The 15,696-nt window shown below is 60.3% G+C and carries 18 protein-coding genes; 6 read left to right on the forward strand and 12 right to left on the reverse strand.

The features are described from left to right. Nucleotides 1-224: 224 nt before the first annotated feature. From V5E99_RS13185 to V5E99_RS13195, 3 genes are all read left to right on the forward strand, one after another. Nucleotides 225-1,022 (forward strand): transporter substrate-binding domain-containing protein, encoded by a 798-nt coding sequence (locus tag V5E99_RS13185; RefSeq protein ID WP_499802815.1) that lies wholly within the window; start codon nucleotides 225-227, stop codon nucleotides 1,020-1,022. A 139-nt stretch (nucleotides 1,023-1,161) separates the two neighbouring features. Continuing rightward, nucleotides 1,162-2,121: an amino acid ABC transporter permease gene (locus V5E99_RS13190; protein WP_499802816.1), complete on the forward strand. Its 960-nt coding sequence runs from the start codon at nucleotides 1,162-1,164 to the stop codon at nucleotides 2,119-2,121. Next, complete coding sequence (locus V5E99_RS13195; protein WP_499802817.1) at nucleotides 2,114-2,848, forward strand: amino acid ABC transporter ATP-binding protein; 735 nt, start codon at nucleotides 2,114-2,116, stop codon at nucleotides 2,846-2,848. Before V5E99_RS13190 ends, V5E99_RS13195 begins: the two co-directional genes overlap by 8 nt. 159 nt (nucleotides 2,849-3,007) lie before the next feature. Here the strand turns inward: V5E99_RS13195 and V5E99_RS13200 are convergent, their stop codons facing one another. The 10 genes from V5E99_RS13200 to ubiE form a co-directional block, all read right to left on the reverse strand. Next, nucleotides 3,008-4,924 carry a methyl-accepting chemotaxis protein gene (locus tag V5E99_RS13200; RefSeq protein WP_499802818.1) on the reverse strand — a complete coding sequence of 639 codons (1,917 nt, stop codon included), beginning with the start codon at nucleotides 4,922-4,924 and terminating at the stop codon, nucleotides 3,008-3,010. A 231-nt stretch (nucleotides 4,925-5,155) separates the two neighbouring features. After that, entirely contained in the window at nucleotides 5,156-5,863 is a 708-nt protein-coding gene (locus V5E99_RS13205) for a 16S rRNA (uracil(1498)-N(3))-methyltransferase (RefSeq protein ID WP_499802819.1), read from the reverse strand. Beyond that, nucleotides 5,860-6,654 carry a twin-arginine translocase subunit TatC gene (tatC, locus tag V5E99_RS13210; RefSeq protein WP_499802820.1) on the reverse strand — a complete coding sequence of 265 codons (795 nt, stop codon included), beginning with the start codon at nucleotides 6,652-6,654 and terminating at the stop codon, nucleotides 5,860-5,862. Before tatC ends, V5E99_RS13205 begins: the two co-directional genes overlap by 4 nt. Continuing rightward, nucleotides 6,651-7,103, reverse strand: a complete 453-nt coding sequence (gene tatB / locus V5E99_RS13215; RefSeq protein WP_499802821.1) for a Sec-independent protein translocase protein TatB — start codon at nucleotides 7,101-7,103, stop codon at nucleotides 6,651-6,653. The genes tatC and tatB overlap by 4 nt, the downstream gene beginning before the upstream one ends. A 10-nt stretch (nucleotides 7,104-7,113) precedes the next feature. Further along, on the reverse strand, nucleotides 7,114-7,389 hold the full coding sequence (locus tag V5E99_RS13220) for a twin-arginine translocase TatA/TatE family subunit (protein WP_499802822.1): 276 nt from the start codon (nucleotides 7,387-7,389) through the stop codon (nucleotides 7,114-7,116). 25 nt (nucleotides 7,390-7,414) lie between these two features. Further along, the gene (locus V5E99_RS13225) at nucleotides 7,415-7,747 is read right to left on the reverse strand and encodes a phosphoribosyl-ATP diphosphatase (RefSeq protein ID WP_150634811.1); all 333 of its coding nucleotides are present in this window, start codon (nucleotides 7,745-7,747) and stop codon (nucleotides 7,415-7,417) included. Continuing rightward, entirely contained in the window at nucleotides 7,740-8,141 is a 402-nt protein-coding gene (gene hisI, locus V5E99_RS13230; protein ID WP_213940145.1) for a phosphoribosyl-AMP cyclohydrolase, read from the reverse strand. The genes V5E99_RS13225 and hisI overlap by 8 nt, the downstream gene beginning before the upstream one ends. A gap of 79 nt (nucleotides 8,142-8,220) precedes the next feature. Then, entirely contained in the window at nucleotides 8,221-9,825 is a 1,605-nt protein-coding gene (gene ubiB, locus V5E99_RS13235; RefSeq protein ID WP_499802823.1) for a ubiquinone biosynthesis regulatory protein kinase UbiB, read from the reverse strand. Next, on the reverse strand, nucleotides 9,822-10,445 hold the full coding sequence (locus V5E99_RS13240) for a ubiquinone biosynthesis accessory factor UbiJ (RefSeq protein ID WP_499802824.1): 624 nt from the start codon (nucleotides 10,443-10,445) through the stop codon (nucleotides 9,822-9,824). Before V5E99_RS13240 ends, ubiB begins: the two co-directional genes overlap by 4 nt. Beyond that, entirely contained in the window at nucleotides 10,445-11,215 is a 771-nt protein-coding gene (gene ubiE, locus V5E99_RS13245) for a bifunctional demethylmenaquinone methyltransferase/2-methoxy-6-polyprenyl-1,4-benzoquinol methylase UbiE (RefSeq protein ID WP_007948968.1), read from the reverse strand. Before ubiE ends, V5E99_RS13240 begins: the two co-directional genes overlap by 1 nt. 155 nt (nucleotides 11,216-11,370) lie before the next feature. Here ubiE and V5E99_RS13250 point away from each other — a divergent pair, with 155 nt between their 5' ends. The 3 genes from V5E99_RS13250 to V5E99_RS13260 all read left to right on the forward strand — a co-directional run bounded on the left by V5E99_RS13250 (nucleotide 11,371) and on the right by V5E99_RS13260 (nucleotide 13,158). Further along, entirely contained in the window at nucleotides 11,371-11,646 is a 276-nt protein-coding gene (locus tag V5E99_RS13250; protein WP_499802825.1) for a polyhydroxyalkanoic acid system family protein, read from the forward strand. A gap of 224 nt (nucleotides 11,647-11,870) precedes the next feature. Further along, entirely contained in the window at nucleotides 11,871-12,293 is a 423-nt protein-coding gene (locus V5E99_RS13255; RefSeq protein WP_499802826.1) for a phasin family protein, read from the forward strand. A gap of 10 nt (nucleotides 12,294-12,303) precedes the next feature. Beyond that, complete coding sequence (locus tag V5E99_RS13260; RefSeq protein ID WP_499802827.1) at nucleotides 12,304-13,158, forward strand: phasin family protein; 855 nt, start codon at nucleotides 12,304-12,306, stop codon at nucleotides 13,156-13,158. A gap of 138 nt (nucleotides 13,159-13,296) precedes the next feature. On the opposite strand, the gene V5E99_RS13265 is transcribed toward V5E99_RS13260, so the two are convergent. Both V5E99_RS13265 and phaC read right to left on the reverse strand, forming a co-directional pair. Beyond that, a complete protein-coding gene (locus V5E99_RS13265) occupies nucleotides 13,297-13,914 on the reverse strand; it encodes a TetR/AcrR family transcriptional regulator (protein WP_499802828.1) in 618 nt (205 codons plus the stop codon). A 59-nt stretch (nucleotides 13,915-13,973) separates the two neighbouring features. Beyond that, the gene (phaC, locus tag V5E99_RS13270; protein ID WP_499802829.1) at nucleotides 13,974-15,656 is read right to left on the reverse strand and encodes a class II poly(R)-hydroxyalkanoic acid synthase; all 1,683 of its coding nucleotides are present in this window, start codon (nucleotides 15,654-15,656) and stop codon (nucleotides 13,974-13,976) included. Nucleotides 15,657-15,696: the final 40 nt, after the last annotated feature.

Here is a 15,696-nt window from a genome sequence, read left to right on the forward strand (position 1 = left end):
ACGGATGTACACCGCGTAGGAGCTGCCGAAGGCTGCGATCTTTTGCTTTTGCGCCCCGCAACAAACCAACAATTGCTGCGCTAACACTTGTGCAAACGAGCGAGTGCGTTAGCATCCGTCCCCGAATTGGTGCGCCCGGACAGCTTTCTGTTCGTATCTATCGGTTTTCCAAGGAAAACCGTCGATTGCGCGCCTCACACCGCAATGGTTTTGGGGACTTGATGATGAAGAAGTATCTGTCGATGCTGCTGGTCGGCGTCACGGCATGGGTTGCAGTCAACGCGGCGCAGGCCGGTGCCATCGATGACGCGGTCAAGCGCGGCACGCTCAAAGTCGGCATGGACCCGACCTACATGCCATTCGAAATGACCAACAAGCGCGGCGAGATCATCGGTTTCGAAGTCGACATTCTCAAAGCCATGAGCAAGGCCATGGGCGTCAAGCTGGAGCTGGTGTCCACCGGCTACGACGGCATCATCCCGGCCCTGATGACCGACAAGTTCGACATGATCGGCAGCGGCATGACCCTGACCCAGGAACGCAACCTGCGCCTGAACTTCAGCGAACCGTTCATCGTGGTCGGCCAGACCCTGCTGATCCGCAAGGAGCTGGAAGGCACCATCAAGTCCTATAAAGACCTGAACACCGATGAGTACCGCATCACGTCGAAGCTCGGCACCACCGGTGAGATGGTCGCCAAGAAGCTGATTGCCAAAGCCAAGTACCACGGCTACGACAACGAGCAGGAAGCCGTGCTCGACGTGGTCAACGGCAAGGCCGACGCGTTCATCTATGACGCGCCGTACAACGTGGTCGCGGTGAACAAGGTCGGTGCCGGCAAACTGGTGTTCCTCGACAAGCCGTTCACCTACGAGCCGCTGGCCTTCGGCCTGAAGAAGGGCGACTACGACAGCCTCAACTTCATCAACAACTTCCTGCACCAGATCCACGAAGACGGCACCTACGATCGCATCCATGACAAGTGGTTCAAAGACACCGCCTGGCTCAAGGACATGGAATAAGGCTCGGTCAGCTAGACCGCGTCGCCCCTGTTCGCGGGCAAGCCTCGCTCCTACATTGGAATGCGTTCCCCTGTAGGAGCGAGGCTTGCCCGCGAAGACGGCCTCCCAGGCGACACAGAATTCGGAACATTCAACGCAAATGAAACAGAAAAAATCCCAACTGCCCTGGCACCTGCTCACTGCGCTAGTGCTGATCGGCCTGGCCGGCGCGTTGTATTACGCCACCTCGCTGATGGCCTACGAATGGCGCTGGAATCGCGTACCGCAATACTTCGCCTACCACGCCGAAGAGTCCCAGCGCGCCGCCGATATTTCCACGGTCAGCGAATTAGTGCGCAAGGGCGACAAGGCTGAAGTCACCCTGCGCAACGACGCCGGCGACGAGCAACACCTGACTGTCGACGACAACAGCCTGCAAGTCGCCCAGGGCGATGACGTGGCGGAAGGCGACGTCATCGGTGTCACCCGCCATTGGGCCGCCGGCCCGCTGTTGTGGGGCCTGTGGACCACGTTGTGGCTATCCGTGGTGTCGGGCGTGCTCGGGCTGTTGATCGGCCTGGCGACGGGCCTGTGCCGGCTGTCGAACAACCCGACCCTGCGTGATCTCTCGACTATCTACGTCGAACTGGTGCGCGGTACGCCGCTGCTGGTGCAGATCTTCATTTTCTACTTCTTCATCGGCACGGTGATGAACCTGTCCCGGGAGTTCGCCGGGATCGCCGCGCTGTCGCTGTTCACCGGTGCCTACGTGGCCGAGATCATCCGTTCCGGCGTGCAGTCGATTGCCCGTGGCCAGAACGAAGCGGCGCGTTCTCTCGGTTTGAGCGCCGGCCAGTCGATGCGTCATGTGGTGCTGCCGCAAGCCTTGAAACGCGTGCTGCCACCGCTGGCCGGTCAATTCATCAGTCTGGTGAAAGACACCTCGCTGGTGTCGGTAATCGCCATTACCGAACTGCTGAAAAGCGGCCGGGAAGTCATCACCACCTCGTTCTCGCCGTTCGAAATCCTGTTCTGCGTGGCCGGGTTGTACCTGTTGATCAACCTGCCGCTGTCGAAAATCGCCAGTCGGCTTGAGCGGAGGCTCGCGCAAAGTGATTGAAGTCCGCGATCTGGTAAAAGTCTTCGACACCCGTGGCCAGGTGGTGCGTGCGGTGGATAACGTGTCCACCCACGTGGCCAGGGGCGAAGTGCTGGTGGTGATCGGCCCGTCCGGTTCCGGCAAATCGACGTTCCTGCGTTGCCTCAATGGCCTGGAGGAATTCGATTCGGGCTCGGTGAGTATCGACGGTCTGCAACTGGCCGACCCGAAAACCGATGTGAACGCCTATCGCCGGGAAGTCGGCATGGTGTTCCAGCATTTCAACCTGTTTCCGCACATGACCGTGCTGGAAAACCTCTGCCTGGCCCAGAAGGTCGTGCGCAAGCGCGGCAAGAAAGAGCGCGAGGCCAAAGCCCTGGCGTTGCTGGAGAAGGTCGGGATTGCGCAGAAGGCCAACGAGTTCCCGTCACGTTTGTCCGGCGGCCAGCAACAGCGCGTGGCGATTGCCCGGGCGCTGGCGATGGAGCCGAAGGTGATGTTATTTGATGAGCCGACTTCGGCGCTGGACCCGGAAATGGTCGGTGAAGTGTTGGACGTGATGAAAACCCTGGCCGTGGAAGGCATGACCATGGTTTGCGTGACCCATGAAATGGGCTTTGCCCGGGAAGTGGCGGATCGGGTGCTGTTCTTCGATCACGGCAAATTGCTGGAAGACGCCTCGCCGGCCGAATTCTTCGATGCGCCGAAAGACCCACGGGCGCAGGCGTTTTTGCGCCAGGTTCTTTAATCACGGGTCTGTCAGATCGCTTTCGCGAGCAAGCCCGCTCCCACAGTGGATTTTCGGTGAACACATATTTTGTGCTCGACCGAAAATCCACTGTGGGAGCGGGCTTGCTCGCGAATGGCATCACCTCGGTCCAAAGCGAACCGAGGTCACGCAATCGCGTTAAACCTTGAACCGCCCCACCAGCATCTGCAAATGCGTACCCAGCCGCGCCAGCTCAACGCTGGACGCCGCTGTCTCTTCACTCGCCGCCGAGGTCTGCTCGGACACATCACGCACGTTCAGCACGCTGCGGTTGATCTCTTCGGCCACGGCGCTCTGTTGCTCGGCGGCTGCGGCGATCTGCTGGTTCATCGACTGAATCGCCGACACCGTGCGGGTGATGCTTTCCAGCGAGCCACCCGCCCGGCGTGTCAGTTCGACGCTGCTGTCGGTCAGGGTGCGGCTGTTGTCCATGATGGTCGCCACTTGCTGGGTGCCGGTTTGCAGGCCGACGATCAGCTCCTCGATTTCTTCCGTGGATTTCTGGGTGCGCTGGGCCAGGCTGCGGACCTCGTCGGCGACCACCGCAAAACCACGTCCCGCTTCACCGGCACGGGCGGCTTCGATGGCGGCGTTGAGCGCCAGCAGGTTGGTCTGTTGCGCCACGGACTTGATCACGTCGAGCACGCTGCCGATCTTGTCGCTTTCGCGCTTCAGATCGCTCATGGCGACGGTGGAGTTGCCGACTTCGATGGCCAAGCGTTCGATCTGGGCGATGGCTTCGCCAACCACCTTGTCGCCTTCGCGAGCCTGTTGATCGGCAGCGACAGCGGCTTCGGACGCTTCCTCGGCGTTACGCGCGACTTCCTGCACCGTGGCGGTCATTTCGTGCATGGCGGTGGCGACCTGATCGGTCTCGACCTTCTGACTGTTGACCCCGGCGCTGGTTTGCTCGGTGACGGCGGACAGTTCTTCGGCAGCGCTGGCAATTTGCGTGACACCTTCGCTGATGCCGCCGATCAACTCGCGCAGGCCCAGGGTCATGCTCTGCATGGCGCGCTGGAGCTGGCCCAGTTCGTCCTGACGTTGGGACGTGAGGTTGTGGGTCAGGTCGCCCGCCGCGACGCGCTCAGCCACTTTGAGGGTCTGGCTCAGGGGGATGACGATCTGGCGAGTGATGGCCCACGCCGCGAGCAAGCCGAAGGCCAGGGCGAGAACGGTGGCCATCAGCAGCAGGTTCTTGGCCTGGGCGGCATCGGTATCACGGACGAGGGTTTGCGAACGGGTCAGTTTTTTGCTGATGTCGAACAGAATGTCGCCTTGCTCGGCCATGCGTTTGAGCGCGGCGGCGCTGGCCACTTGGGAGTCACGGAACTGGCTGACGGCGGCGCGATAGGCCTTGAGCGAGTCAGTGGCCGTTTGCAGGTTGGCAGCATGCTGTTCCGGCAGTTTGGCCGGCAGGGTCTCGAGGTTTTTCAGGGCGTTGTCGATGGCGTCCAGCGCAGGCTGTTCCGCCTCGGTCTTGGCGCTGTAGGTATAGCCGCGCACCTGGAAGCGCGCTTGCTGGATCAGTTTGCTCAGGTCGATCACGCTGTTGAACTGGGCGACGCTGTCGCCTTGCAGCAGGGATTTCTCGACTTCAGCGACTTTGGCCACGGCGTTGTCGGCGGTGGCGCCGAGTTTGCTGCGGGCGTCTTCGCGATTGACGCCGGCCTGGGTCATGGCGATGAAGGCTTGTTTGTATTGGCTGACGGCCGCCAGTTGTTGGTCGATCATCGCCACGTCGTCGGGTTGTTCGATCAACTTGCGCGCGGTTTGCAGGCCGGCGTCGAGCTGGCCCAGCAAGTCGTTGACCACGCCAGGGCCTTGTTCGCCACGGCGCATTTCGTAGTCCAGGCGCGCCAGGCGCAGGTCTTTGGTCAGCTCATTGAGACTGGCAATGAACCCCAGCTTGTCGCCACGGTTTATGACACCGGTCAATCCGGTCCAGCCGGTGAAGGTGATCAGTAGAGTCAGGAGCAGGACGAGACCGAAGCCGACACCCAGTTTGCGATTAACGCTTACGTTTCCCAGTTTCTCGGCTAGCCAACGGTACATGCTGCTAATCCCCTCGGACCACAAGTTGGTTTTATGAGGACTGTATCGGCTGGCTGGTCGAATTCTGTAGGCGCCAAGCGTGTTCGCGATGCGGTTTACCTGACGGAACGCTGCTTTATGTAGGAGCTGCCGAAGGCTGCGATCTTTTGATCTTGATCTTCATCGACTTCACGATTGCCAAGATCAAAAGATCGCAGCCTTCGGCAGCTCCTACGGGGGGGCGTGTTTGGGTTAGAAGAGGCGGGCGAGCAGCGCGGTGACGGCGGTTTCGACCCGCAGGATGCGATCGCCCAGTTGCACCGGTTGCAGGCCGGACTTGCCCAGCAACTCGATTTCGTAAGGAATCCATCCGCCCTCGGGGCCGATGGCCAGGGTGACCGGTTCGTCCAGACCACGGGGGCAGGGCGGGTAGTGGCCGGGATGGCCGACCAGGCCAAGGGTGCCTTCGGTGATCGGGGGCAGGCGATCTTCGACAAACGGCTTGAAGCGCTTCTCGATGACGACCTCCGGCAGCACGCTGTCCCGGGCCTGTTCCAGACCGAGGATCAACTGCTCGCGAATCGCCTCGGGCTCCAGAAACGGGGTTTGCCAGAAACTCTTCTCGACGCGGTAGCTGTTCACCAGCACCACGCGTGGCACACCCATGGCCGCCACGGTCTGAAACACCCTGCGCAGCATTTTCGGGCGTGGCAGGGCCAATACCAGGGTCAGCGGCAGCTTGGTCGGAGGCTGTTGATCGAGCACGACGCGCAACTCAGCTTCATCGGCGTCCAGGCGCAGCACCTCGGCCGACCCCATCAGCCCGCCGATCCGGCCGACGCGCATGCTGTCACCGACTTCGCAGCGGTGAACTTCCTGCATGTGCTTCAACCGCCGATCACGCAGGATCACCCGGTCAGCCGCAATAAAATCGGCCTCTTCGAGGAGCAGCAGGTTCACGGCTGGGTCGCTGGCGGCTGGTCGTTGTGATCGTCAGCCGGTTGATCGTCCGGATGCTCGCCACGTTTGCTGACCAGACTGCCGAAGAGGATGCCGATTTCGAACAGCAACCACATCGGTACGGCCAACAGCGTCTGCGAGAAGATGTCCGGCGGGGTCAGAATCATGCCGACCACGAAGCAGCCGATGACCACGTACGGGCGGATTTTCTTCAGGTATTTGACGTCGACCACGCCGATCCACACCAGCAGCACCACGGCCACCGGAATTTCGAACGCCACGCCGAAGGCGAAGAACAGCGTCATGACGAAATCGAGGTAGCTGGTGATGTCGGTCATCATTTCCACGCCCGCCGGGGTGGCGGCGGCGAAGAACTTGAAGATCAGCGGGAACACCAGGTAATAGGCGAACGCCATGCCGGTGTAGAACAACAGGATGCTGGAGACCAGCAATGGCACGGCAATGCGTTTTTCGTGCTTGTACAGGCCTGGTGCGATGAAGCCCCAGATCTGATGCAGGATCACCGGGATCGCCAGGAACAGCGAGACCATCATGGTCAGCTTCAACGGCGTCAGGAACGGCGACGACACGTCGGTGGCGATCATCGTTGCGCCGGCGGGCAGGTACGCTCGCAGGGGCGTCGAGACAAAGGTGTAGATCTGCTGGGTGAACGCGAACAACCCGGCGAAGATGATGAAAATCGCCGCTACACAGCGCAGCAGGCGGGTACGCAACTCGGTGAGGTGCGAAACCAGCGGCATGTGCTGGTCGTTTTCAGGAAGTTCGCTCATGGGGCTCGCGGCGGCAATGTTGGGTCGTGAGGAGCCGGCGTGGTCGGCACGGCGGCAGGCGCAACAGGTTCGACAGGTGTTGGTGCGACAACCACAGGCGTCGGCTCGACAGCGCCCATGGTTGGCACTGATTCGGTGCCCGGCGCGTGAATCGTCTGCTCCAGCATCGGTTCAACCGGTTGCACCGGCGTGGCTTCCTGCTGGGTCGGCGTGAAAATCTTCCGCGCCTCTTGCTCCAGCGACAGAATGTGCTCGTTGTGCAGTTGCCGACGAATCTCGTCGGCGCCGATTTCACGTTCAACTTCCTGTTTGATCGCGTTGAAGCTGCGCTTCAACCGTCCGATCCACAGACCGGCGGTGCGCGCAGCGCCCGGCAAACGCTCGGGGCCCAGCACCAGCAGGGCAACGAGGCCGACGAGCAGCAGTTCAGAGAAGCTGATACCAAACATTAGTCAGTGCTCACACGTCTTTGCGGATCGGCTCTTCGACTTTCTGTGCCTGCACGTCGATGGTGTGCGGCTGGTTCAGAGGCGAGGTCGTTGGTTGAGCAGGTGGCACCGGTTGGGCCGGGGTTACGCTCGGGTCGGCCGGTTTCTCTTCATCGTTCATGGCTTTGCGAAAGCCCTTGATCGACTCGCCGACGTCAGTGCCGAGGTTTTTCAGTTTCTTGGTGCCGAACACCAGCACCACGACAACCAGGATGACGATCCAGTGTTTCCAGTCAAAAATGCCCATGTTGCTGCTCCTCTCTAATAGTTGTTCAGGCGGACGGACGCGAGGCTTTCTCGACGTGTCCGGACAGACCGAAGCGACGGTCCAGTTCATCGAGCACAGCCTGTGGATGCTGCCCCAGTTGGGCGAGCATCACCATGCTGTGGAACCACAAATCGGCGGTCTCATAGATCACGTCGCTGCAGTCACCGCTGATGGCGGCGTCCTTGGCGGCAATGATGGTTTCGACCGACTCTTCGCCGACTTTTTCCAGAATCTTGTTCAAGCCCTTGTGGTACAGGCTGGCGACGTAGGAGCTGTCGGCAGCGGCGCCTTTGCGCGCTTCCAGCACCTCGGCCAGACGGGTCAGAGTGTCACTCATGGGTGTGTCCTGCGGAATAGATGGCGTGCGGGTCTTTCAGGACCGGGTCGACGATTTTCCAGTCGCCGTTCTCGAAGACGCGGTAGAAGCAGCTCTGGCGGCCGGTATGGCAAGCGATGTCGCCGATTTGCTCGACCATCAGGATGATCACGTCGGCGTCGCAGTCCAGGCGCATCTCATGCAGGGTCTGCACGTGGCCGGACTCTTCACCCTTGCGCCACAACTTGCCACGGGAACGCGACCAGTAGATGGCACGGTTCTCGGCAGCGCTCAGTTCCAGCGCTTCGCGGTTCATCCAGGCCATCATCAGGACGCGCCCGGTCTTGTGATCCTGGGCAATCGCTGGCACCAATCCGTCAGCGTCCCACTTGATCTCGTCCAGCCAGTTTTTCATCTTCGACTCCGACAGCGGGCCCGACACTTCATTAGTCGGGCAGGCGTTGAAACAGTGTGCCAGCGCGCGGGAGCTCTGGCTATCGGCGAACGACCAGATACAAGCCGACAGCCACCATGATCCCGGCCGGCCAATGCCCCAGTTCGTTCAGCGGGCCACCGGCGGCGAGTATCGTGCCGCCGGCCAGATGCGCGCAACCGAGCAGGCGCAGCAACCAGTCATCCTTGCGTCGATGCCACGGTGGTGGCGGGTCGTAGGCGTGGGGTTGGGACATGCGTTCGAGCAGGTCGCGGGCCATGTTGGCCAGGTGCGGCAGTTGTTCGAACTGGCTCTGCACGTTGCCGATCAAGGTTTTCGGGCTGACCCGCTCGCGCATCCAGCGCTCGAGGAACGGCTGGGCGGTGTTCCACAGATCCAGGTCCGGGTACAACTGACGGCCCAGGCCTTCGATGTTCAACAGGGTTTTTTGCAGCAAGACCAGTTGCGGCTGCACTTCCATGTTGAAGCGCCGAGCGGTCTGGAACAGGCGCATCAGCACCTGGCCGAAGGAAATATCTTTTAACGGTTTTTCGAAGATCGGTTCGCAAACGGTCCGGATCGCCGCTTCGAATTCGTTGAGTTTGGTTTCCGCCGGCACCCAGCCCGAATCGATGTGCAGTTGCGCCACACGCCGGTAATCACGCTTGAAAAAGGCGAACAGGTTGCGCGCCAGGTAATCCTGGTCTTCCGGGGTCAGGCTGCCGACGATGCCGCAGTCGATTGCAATGTACTGCGGGCTCCACGGGGTTACGGTGCTGACGAAGATGTTGCCCGGGTGCATGTCGGCGTGGAAGAAACTGTCGCGGAACACTTGGGTGAAGAAAATCTCCACGCCGCGTTCGGCGAGCATTTTCATGTCGGTGCGCTGGTCGGCCAGGGTCGCCAGATCAGTCACCTGAATCCCGTAGATGCGCTCCATCACCAGCACTTTCGGCCGGCACCAGTCCCAATAGACTTGCGGCACGTACAGCAGCGGCGAGCCTTCGAAATTACGCTTCAACTGGCTGGCGTTGGCCGCTTCGCGCAGCAGGTCGAGCTCGTCGTAGATGGTTTTTTCGTAGTCCTGGACCACGTCCACCGGGTGCAGCAGGCGCGCATCGGCCGAGAGTTTTTCGGCGGCGCGGGCGAGGATGAACAGCCACGCCAGGTCCTGGGCGATGATCGGTTTCAGGCCCGGGCGGATCACTTTGACCACCACTTCTTCGCCGGTTTTCAGTTGTGCGGCATGCACCTGCGCCACCGAGGCCGAGGCCAGCGGTTCGACATCGAAACGGCTGAAGACTTCGCTGATCTTTTTGCCGAGCTGTTCTTCGATCAACCTGATCGAGACTTGCGAATCGAACGGCGGCACCCGGTCCTGCAACTTCATCAGCTCGTCGGCGATGTCTTCCGGCAGCAGGTCGCGGCGGGTGGACAGAATCTGCCCGAACTTGATGAAGATCGGCCCCAGGTCCTGCAACGCCAGGCGCAAGCGCGCGCCACGGGTCAGGTCCAGGGTCTTGCGCGGGAACCAGCGCCACGGCAAGGCATAGCGCAGCGCCAGCAGGAACCAGGGCAGCGGCAGGGCGAACAGCAGGTCATCGAGGCGGTAGCGGATCACGACGCGCTGGATGCGCAACAAACGGCGGACGGCAAGCAGCTTCATGCGTTATCGCTTGGGTCGAGGGATCGGGAAAGGCGCTCGAAACGCGCCTCGAGACGTTCCAGATCGAGTTTGATCTGGTCCAGTTCACTGAAACGGGCTTCGGCTTCGCGCTGCCCGACGAGGGTGCGCGATTCTTCGGCCAGGTATTCGCCAAGGTTCTGGTTCAGGCTGGCGAACCCTTGCTGATAAAAACGTGCGCGGCTGCGCAGGTGACCACCGACCAGTTGCGTGGCGACCGGGCCGAGCCAGCGCGAGAGTTCGTACTCCCAGTCCAGCTCAAGGTCTTGCAGGACGGCGGCCAGTTCCAGCAGTACGCTGCTGTCGCCGTCGAGTTCGACTTGCGGGCTGTGCAGGATCGAGGTCTTGTCCTTGCTCGTCGCCAGTTTCAACAGGCTGGAGGCCGGTGCACGCAAGGTGCAGTCGGCGCCGGTTTCCCACTGGGAGGCGAGCATCAGCCCTTCATCGCTGGGCAGGATGAACAGTTGCAGCGCCGGGCTGCGGCAATCGACGGCAATCACTTTACCGGTCAAATGCGCCAGGCGCGGCAGCGCAGTGCTGTCGAGGCGCAGCACCCGGTTCAGACCGAGTTCGACGCTGGCGAGCAGGCCGGCCAGCAACATCAGGGCTTGATGCCACGGTGCAGGGCGACGATGCCTGCGGTCATGTTGTGGTAGGTCACGCGGTCGAAACCGGCCTCGACCATCATCGACTTCAGGGTTTCCTGATTCGGGTGCATGCGGATCGATTCGGCCAGGTAGCGATAGCTTTCCGAGTCATTGGTGATCAGCTTGCCCATCAACGGCATGAAGGCGAACGAGTAGGCGTCGTAGGCTTTGGACATCAGCGCGTTGGTCGGTTTGGAGAATTCCAGCACCAGCAAGCGACCGCCCGGTTTCAGCACGCGCAGCATCGAGCGCAGGGCGTCTTCTTTGTGGGTCACGTTGCGCAGGCCGAACGCGATGGTCACGCAGTCGAAGTGGTTGTCCGGGAACGGCAGTTTTTCCGCGTCGGCCTGGACGAATTCGACGTTGCCGGCCACACCGAGGTCCAGCAGGCGGTCACGGCCGACCTTGAGCATGGATTCGTTGATGTCGGCCAACACCACCTGGCCGGTCGGGCCGACGAGGTGCGAGAACTTCTTGGTCAAATCGCCGGTGCCGCCAGCGATGTCCAGCACGCGGTTACCGGTGCGAACGCCCGACAATTCGATCGCAAAACGCTTCCACAGACGGTGCATGCCGCCCGACAGGAGGTCGTTCATCAAGTCGTACTTGGCGGCTACCGAGTGGAAAACTTCAGCGACTTTTTCCGCTTTTTGGCTTTCCGGAACGTTTTTGAAACCGAAGTGAGTGGTGGGTTCGGCATCGCTGCCTTTGCGCTGATCAGTCATATCGCTGTCACCAGAAGAGAATGCGGGACATTCTAATCCCGGTGGCCTGCTTTGTCTTGGCAAGGCTGAAGGTAAGATGTAGAACCGCCGGGACGTTTTGCCGCAGCAGCGGTCAAGATGCTTCAGGAAAGTATCCATAAAACAGGAGTCATTCGATGGCCCGAATTAGTGTTGAGCGTGCCCACGGCCTGGGCAAGGAAGCGGCCCGCGAGAAAGCCGACTTGTTGGCGCAGAAACTGTCCGAGCAATATGGCCTGGAGCCGCAGTGGTCCGGGGATACCCTGAACCTCAAGCGTTCCGGTGTGAAAGGCGCGGTGCAGGTCGGTGAGGATTCGATCAAGGTTGATGTGGAGCTGGGCCTGATGATGTCGGCCATGAGTGGAATGATCAAATCGGAAATCGAAAAGGCGCTTGATAACGCGTTGGCTTGATCCCGGAAAGATCGCAGCCTCGTTTCACTCGACAGCTCCTACAGGTGTACACCGCCGTCCTTTGTAGGAGCTGTCGAGTGAAACGAGGCTGCGATCTCTTCCATCGGGCCCCATCTGTTTATGTCAGTTGTTAGGGTGCCGTTTCTAATTTTTCTCCCTACTTTGTGCATGAGCCCGACACTTTCGCGGGCAGTTCCTCAACCCTTCTGCGCGTGAGGTGCACCATGGCCAAAGTTATTTTGAAGAAAAAAATCGACGCATCGACTAACGCTCTGCAAGACGTCAGGTCGTATGCCCGCAAGATCTGGCTGGCAGGCCTGGGTGCCTATACCAAGGTTGGTCAGGAAGGCAGCGAGTACTTTCAAGAGTTGATCAAGGCTGGTCAAACTGTTGAAAAGAAAGGCAAAAAGGTCGTTGCTGAAAAACTCGAAGCGGCCAATGCCGAGATCGATGAAGCCAAGAGTGAAGTGAGTACTTTCAAAGGCAAGGTCGAAGTTCAACTCGACAAGGTCGAGAAGGCTTTTGACTCGCGTGTCGCAAGTGCCTTGAATCGTATCGGCATTCCGTCTAAACATGACGTTGAGACACTCTCTGCTAAGCTCGATGAGCTGACGGCATTGCTCGAACGTGTCGCGCGTAAATCTTAAGGAGAACGGGATGGCTGGTAAAAAGAATACTGAAAAAGAAGGCAGCTCGTGGATCGGGAAGGTCGAAGACTACTCCCGCAAAATCTGGCTGGCTGGTTTAGGCGTGTATTCGAAGATCGACACTGACGGCAGCAAACTCTTCGATACATTGGTTAAAGACGGCGAGAAAGCCGAGAAGCTCACCAAAAGCGCTGTTGGCAAAAAAGTCGACGCCGCCAAGGACACCGCTTCCTCGGCCAAGTCGCGCATCAGTGACGTGAAAGATCGCGCACTGGGCAAGTGGGATGAGCTGGAAGGGGCTTTCGACAAGCGCTTGAACAGCGCCATTTCGCGCCTCGGTGTTCCGAGCCGCAATGAAGTCAAAGCGCTGCACAGCAAGGTCGATACCCTGACCAAGCAAATCGAAAAACTCACCGGTGCCAAAGTGGCGCCTGTTGCGGCGAAAACCGCAGCGGCCAAACCTGCGGCCAAACCGCTGGTCAAGGCTGCCGCCAAACCCGCCGCAAAAACCGCGGCCAAGCCTGCTGCCAAAACGGCCGCAGCGAAACCTGCAGCCGCCAAGCCAGCCGCCAAACCGGTTGCAGCAAAAGCCGCCGCTAAACCTGCTGCCAAACCTGCAGCGGCCAAGCCTGCTGCGAAAACCGCAGCAGCGAAACCTGCAGCCAAGCCAGCGGCAAAACCTGCCGCCGCTAAAAAACCTGCAGTGAAAAAACCGGCAGCACCAAAAGCCGCCGCGCCGAAACCAGCAGTGGCTGCCGCCAAACCGGCAGCTGCGGCCAGCACAACGAACTCCGTTGCCGCGCCAACCGCTGCTGCTACCCCGACTGCCGCGCCAGCACCCGCGACGCCAACCAGTCAGTCCTGATTTTCAGGGCTCAAGAAAACGCCCGGCCTGCCAAGGTCGGGCGTTTTTTTATGCAATGAAAAGATCGCAGCCTTCGGCAGTTCCTACGGGGAATCGCATGCACCTGCAGGAGCTGGCGAAGGCTGCGATCTTTTGATCTTAATGCTCTTCGAGATACTGCAACGCCATCTGTTCAGTCGCAGCCTTGATCGGCGGCAGCAAGTGCGGCGCCACCAGCATCATGATCTGGTACACCACCAATCGCACTTCCCCCTCGCGATCCAGAATCCGCTGGTAGTCCAGCGAAAACAGCAGCGTCATGGTGATCTGCTCCACCAGTTGCCCCAGTGCCTGGGTGTCGCTGACCAACTGCCCCTGAGCCTTCAACCGCGCCAGCAATGACGCCAGTGTGCGTTTCAGCGCATTGAGCAAATTACGGATGCCCTTCGCCAGTTTCGGCAGACGCCCGGCCAGGTTCGACAGGTCCTGAAACAGAAACCGGTAGTGCGCCAGGCGTTCGACGATCAGGTGCAGGAACAGCCAGTAATCTTCCGGCGCCAGTTCCACATCGGACGGCGGATCGAGCAGCGGTGCCAGCTCATTCTGGAAGCGCTCGAACAAGCCCAGAATCAGCGGTTCCTTGCCGTGGAAGTGGTAGTAGAGGTTACCGGGGCTGATCCCCATTTCGTTGGCAACTTCCATGGTGGAGACGTTCGGTTCGCCCTTGAGGTTGAACAACTGCAAGGCACATTCGAGTATCCGGTCGCGGGTTTTCATCCAGTCTTCTTAATGGTCGAGTCAGGCCACGGCCTGCGTCGGCCGTGGTTCGGTGAGCATCAGCGCACGCGCACGTAAGTGCCGGGTGCAGCCTCCATCGGTGGATAGTTCGGGTTGCCGAGGGCCATGTGGGTTTCTTTCTGAGCCCCGGAACGTTCCTGAACCCAGCTCAGCCATTGCGTCCACCAACTGCCGTCGACTTGCTTGGCGTCGTAATACCAGGCCCGTGGGTCGCTGCTGAGTTTCGGGCTTTCGACAAAGTTGGCTTTCGGGTTGGAGGGCGGGTTGAGAATGCTCTGCACATGGCCGCTGTTGGACAGCACAAAACGCCGCTCGCCACCCAGCAACAGGGTCGAGCGATACACGGCATCCCACGGCGTGATGTGGTCGTTGATGCCGGCGACGCTGAAACTGTCGACCGTGACTTTCTGCAAATCGATCGGCGTGCCGCACACCTCAAGACCACCCGGATGGCTCAACGGGTTGTGCTTGAAGAAGTCCAGCAAATCGCCGTGGAACGCGGCGGGCAGGCGCGTGTTGTCGTTGTTCCAGTAGAGGATGTCGAACGCCGGCGGCTCCTTGCCCAGCAGGTAGTTGTTGACGAAATAGCTCCAGATCAAATCGTTGGGGCGCATCCAGGCGAAGACCTTGGCCATGTCACGACCGTCCAGCACGCCTTTCTGATAGGAGCGGCGCTTGGCCGCCTCCAGGGTTTGCTCGTCGGCGAACAGCGTGGCCGGGCTGTCCATCTGGCTGTCGAGCAGGCTCACCAGGTAAGTCGCGCTCGACACGCGCCGCAATTGCCGCTTGGCCTGCAAATGCCCCTGCAATGCGGCAATCGTCAGCCCGCCGGCGCACGCGCCCATCAGGTTGACTTCCCGGGCGCCAGTGATCGCCCGGCAGACGTTCATCGCTTCTTCCGCCGCTTCAACATAAGTCGACAGCCCCCATTCGCGATGACGCACATCCGGGTTGCGCCAGCTGATCACGAAAGTTTGCAGGCCGTTTTTCAGGGCGAACTGAACGAAGCTGTTCTGCGGGCTCAGATCGAAAATGTAGTACTTGTTGATCTGCGGCGGCACCACCAGCAGCGGTTTGGAATACTGTTTTTCGCTCATCGGCTTGTACTGGATCAGCTCCAGCAATTCATTGCGAAACACCACGGAGCCAGTGGTGGTGGCGACGGTTTTGCCGACTTCGAAGGCTTGCTTGGTGACCTGCCGGGGCAAGCCGTCGTTGTGCAGGAAGTCGTCGATCAGGTGACCGACGCCACGCACCAGGCTGTTGCCGCCGGAGTTGAAAATCTCCTTGATCGCCAACGGATTGAGCAGGGTGTTGGACGGCGACACCGCGTCGTTGAGCAGGGCAAAAGCGAAGTGGGCACGGGCTCGATCGTCCGGGCTCATGTTGCCCTCGTCGATCCAGTTTTTGACCTCTTTCTGCCAGCTCAGGTAAGCCTGCAAGCTACGCCGGTAAAACGGGTTGAGGCTCCACGCCGGGTCGGCAAAACGACTGTCCTGCGGATTGGTCGGGTGCAGGGTTTCCCCCAGCAGCACGCGACCCAACTGGCCACCGAATTTGAGGACATGCCGGGCACTGTGCACCGGGTTGCGCAAACCGTGAGCCGCCACGCTGCGCAAGGTCGATAACAGATCCCGGCCGCGCAGACCGGTAATCGCACTTTGTGCGTTGATGAAGGCGGCGGGAGTGGGCAAAGAGCCCGTCGCTGGTTTTTCGCGCATGAGTCAACACTCCTTCGTCTTCAGGCCAAAAACAAACACA

The sequence above is a fragment of the Janthinobacterium sp. LPB2021202312-11-4 genome, assembly GCF_037049705.1.
GTDB lineage: Bacteria > Pseudomonadota > Gammaproteobacteria > Pseudomonadales > Pseudomonadaceae > Aquipseudomonas.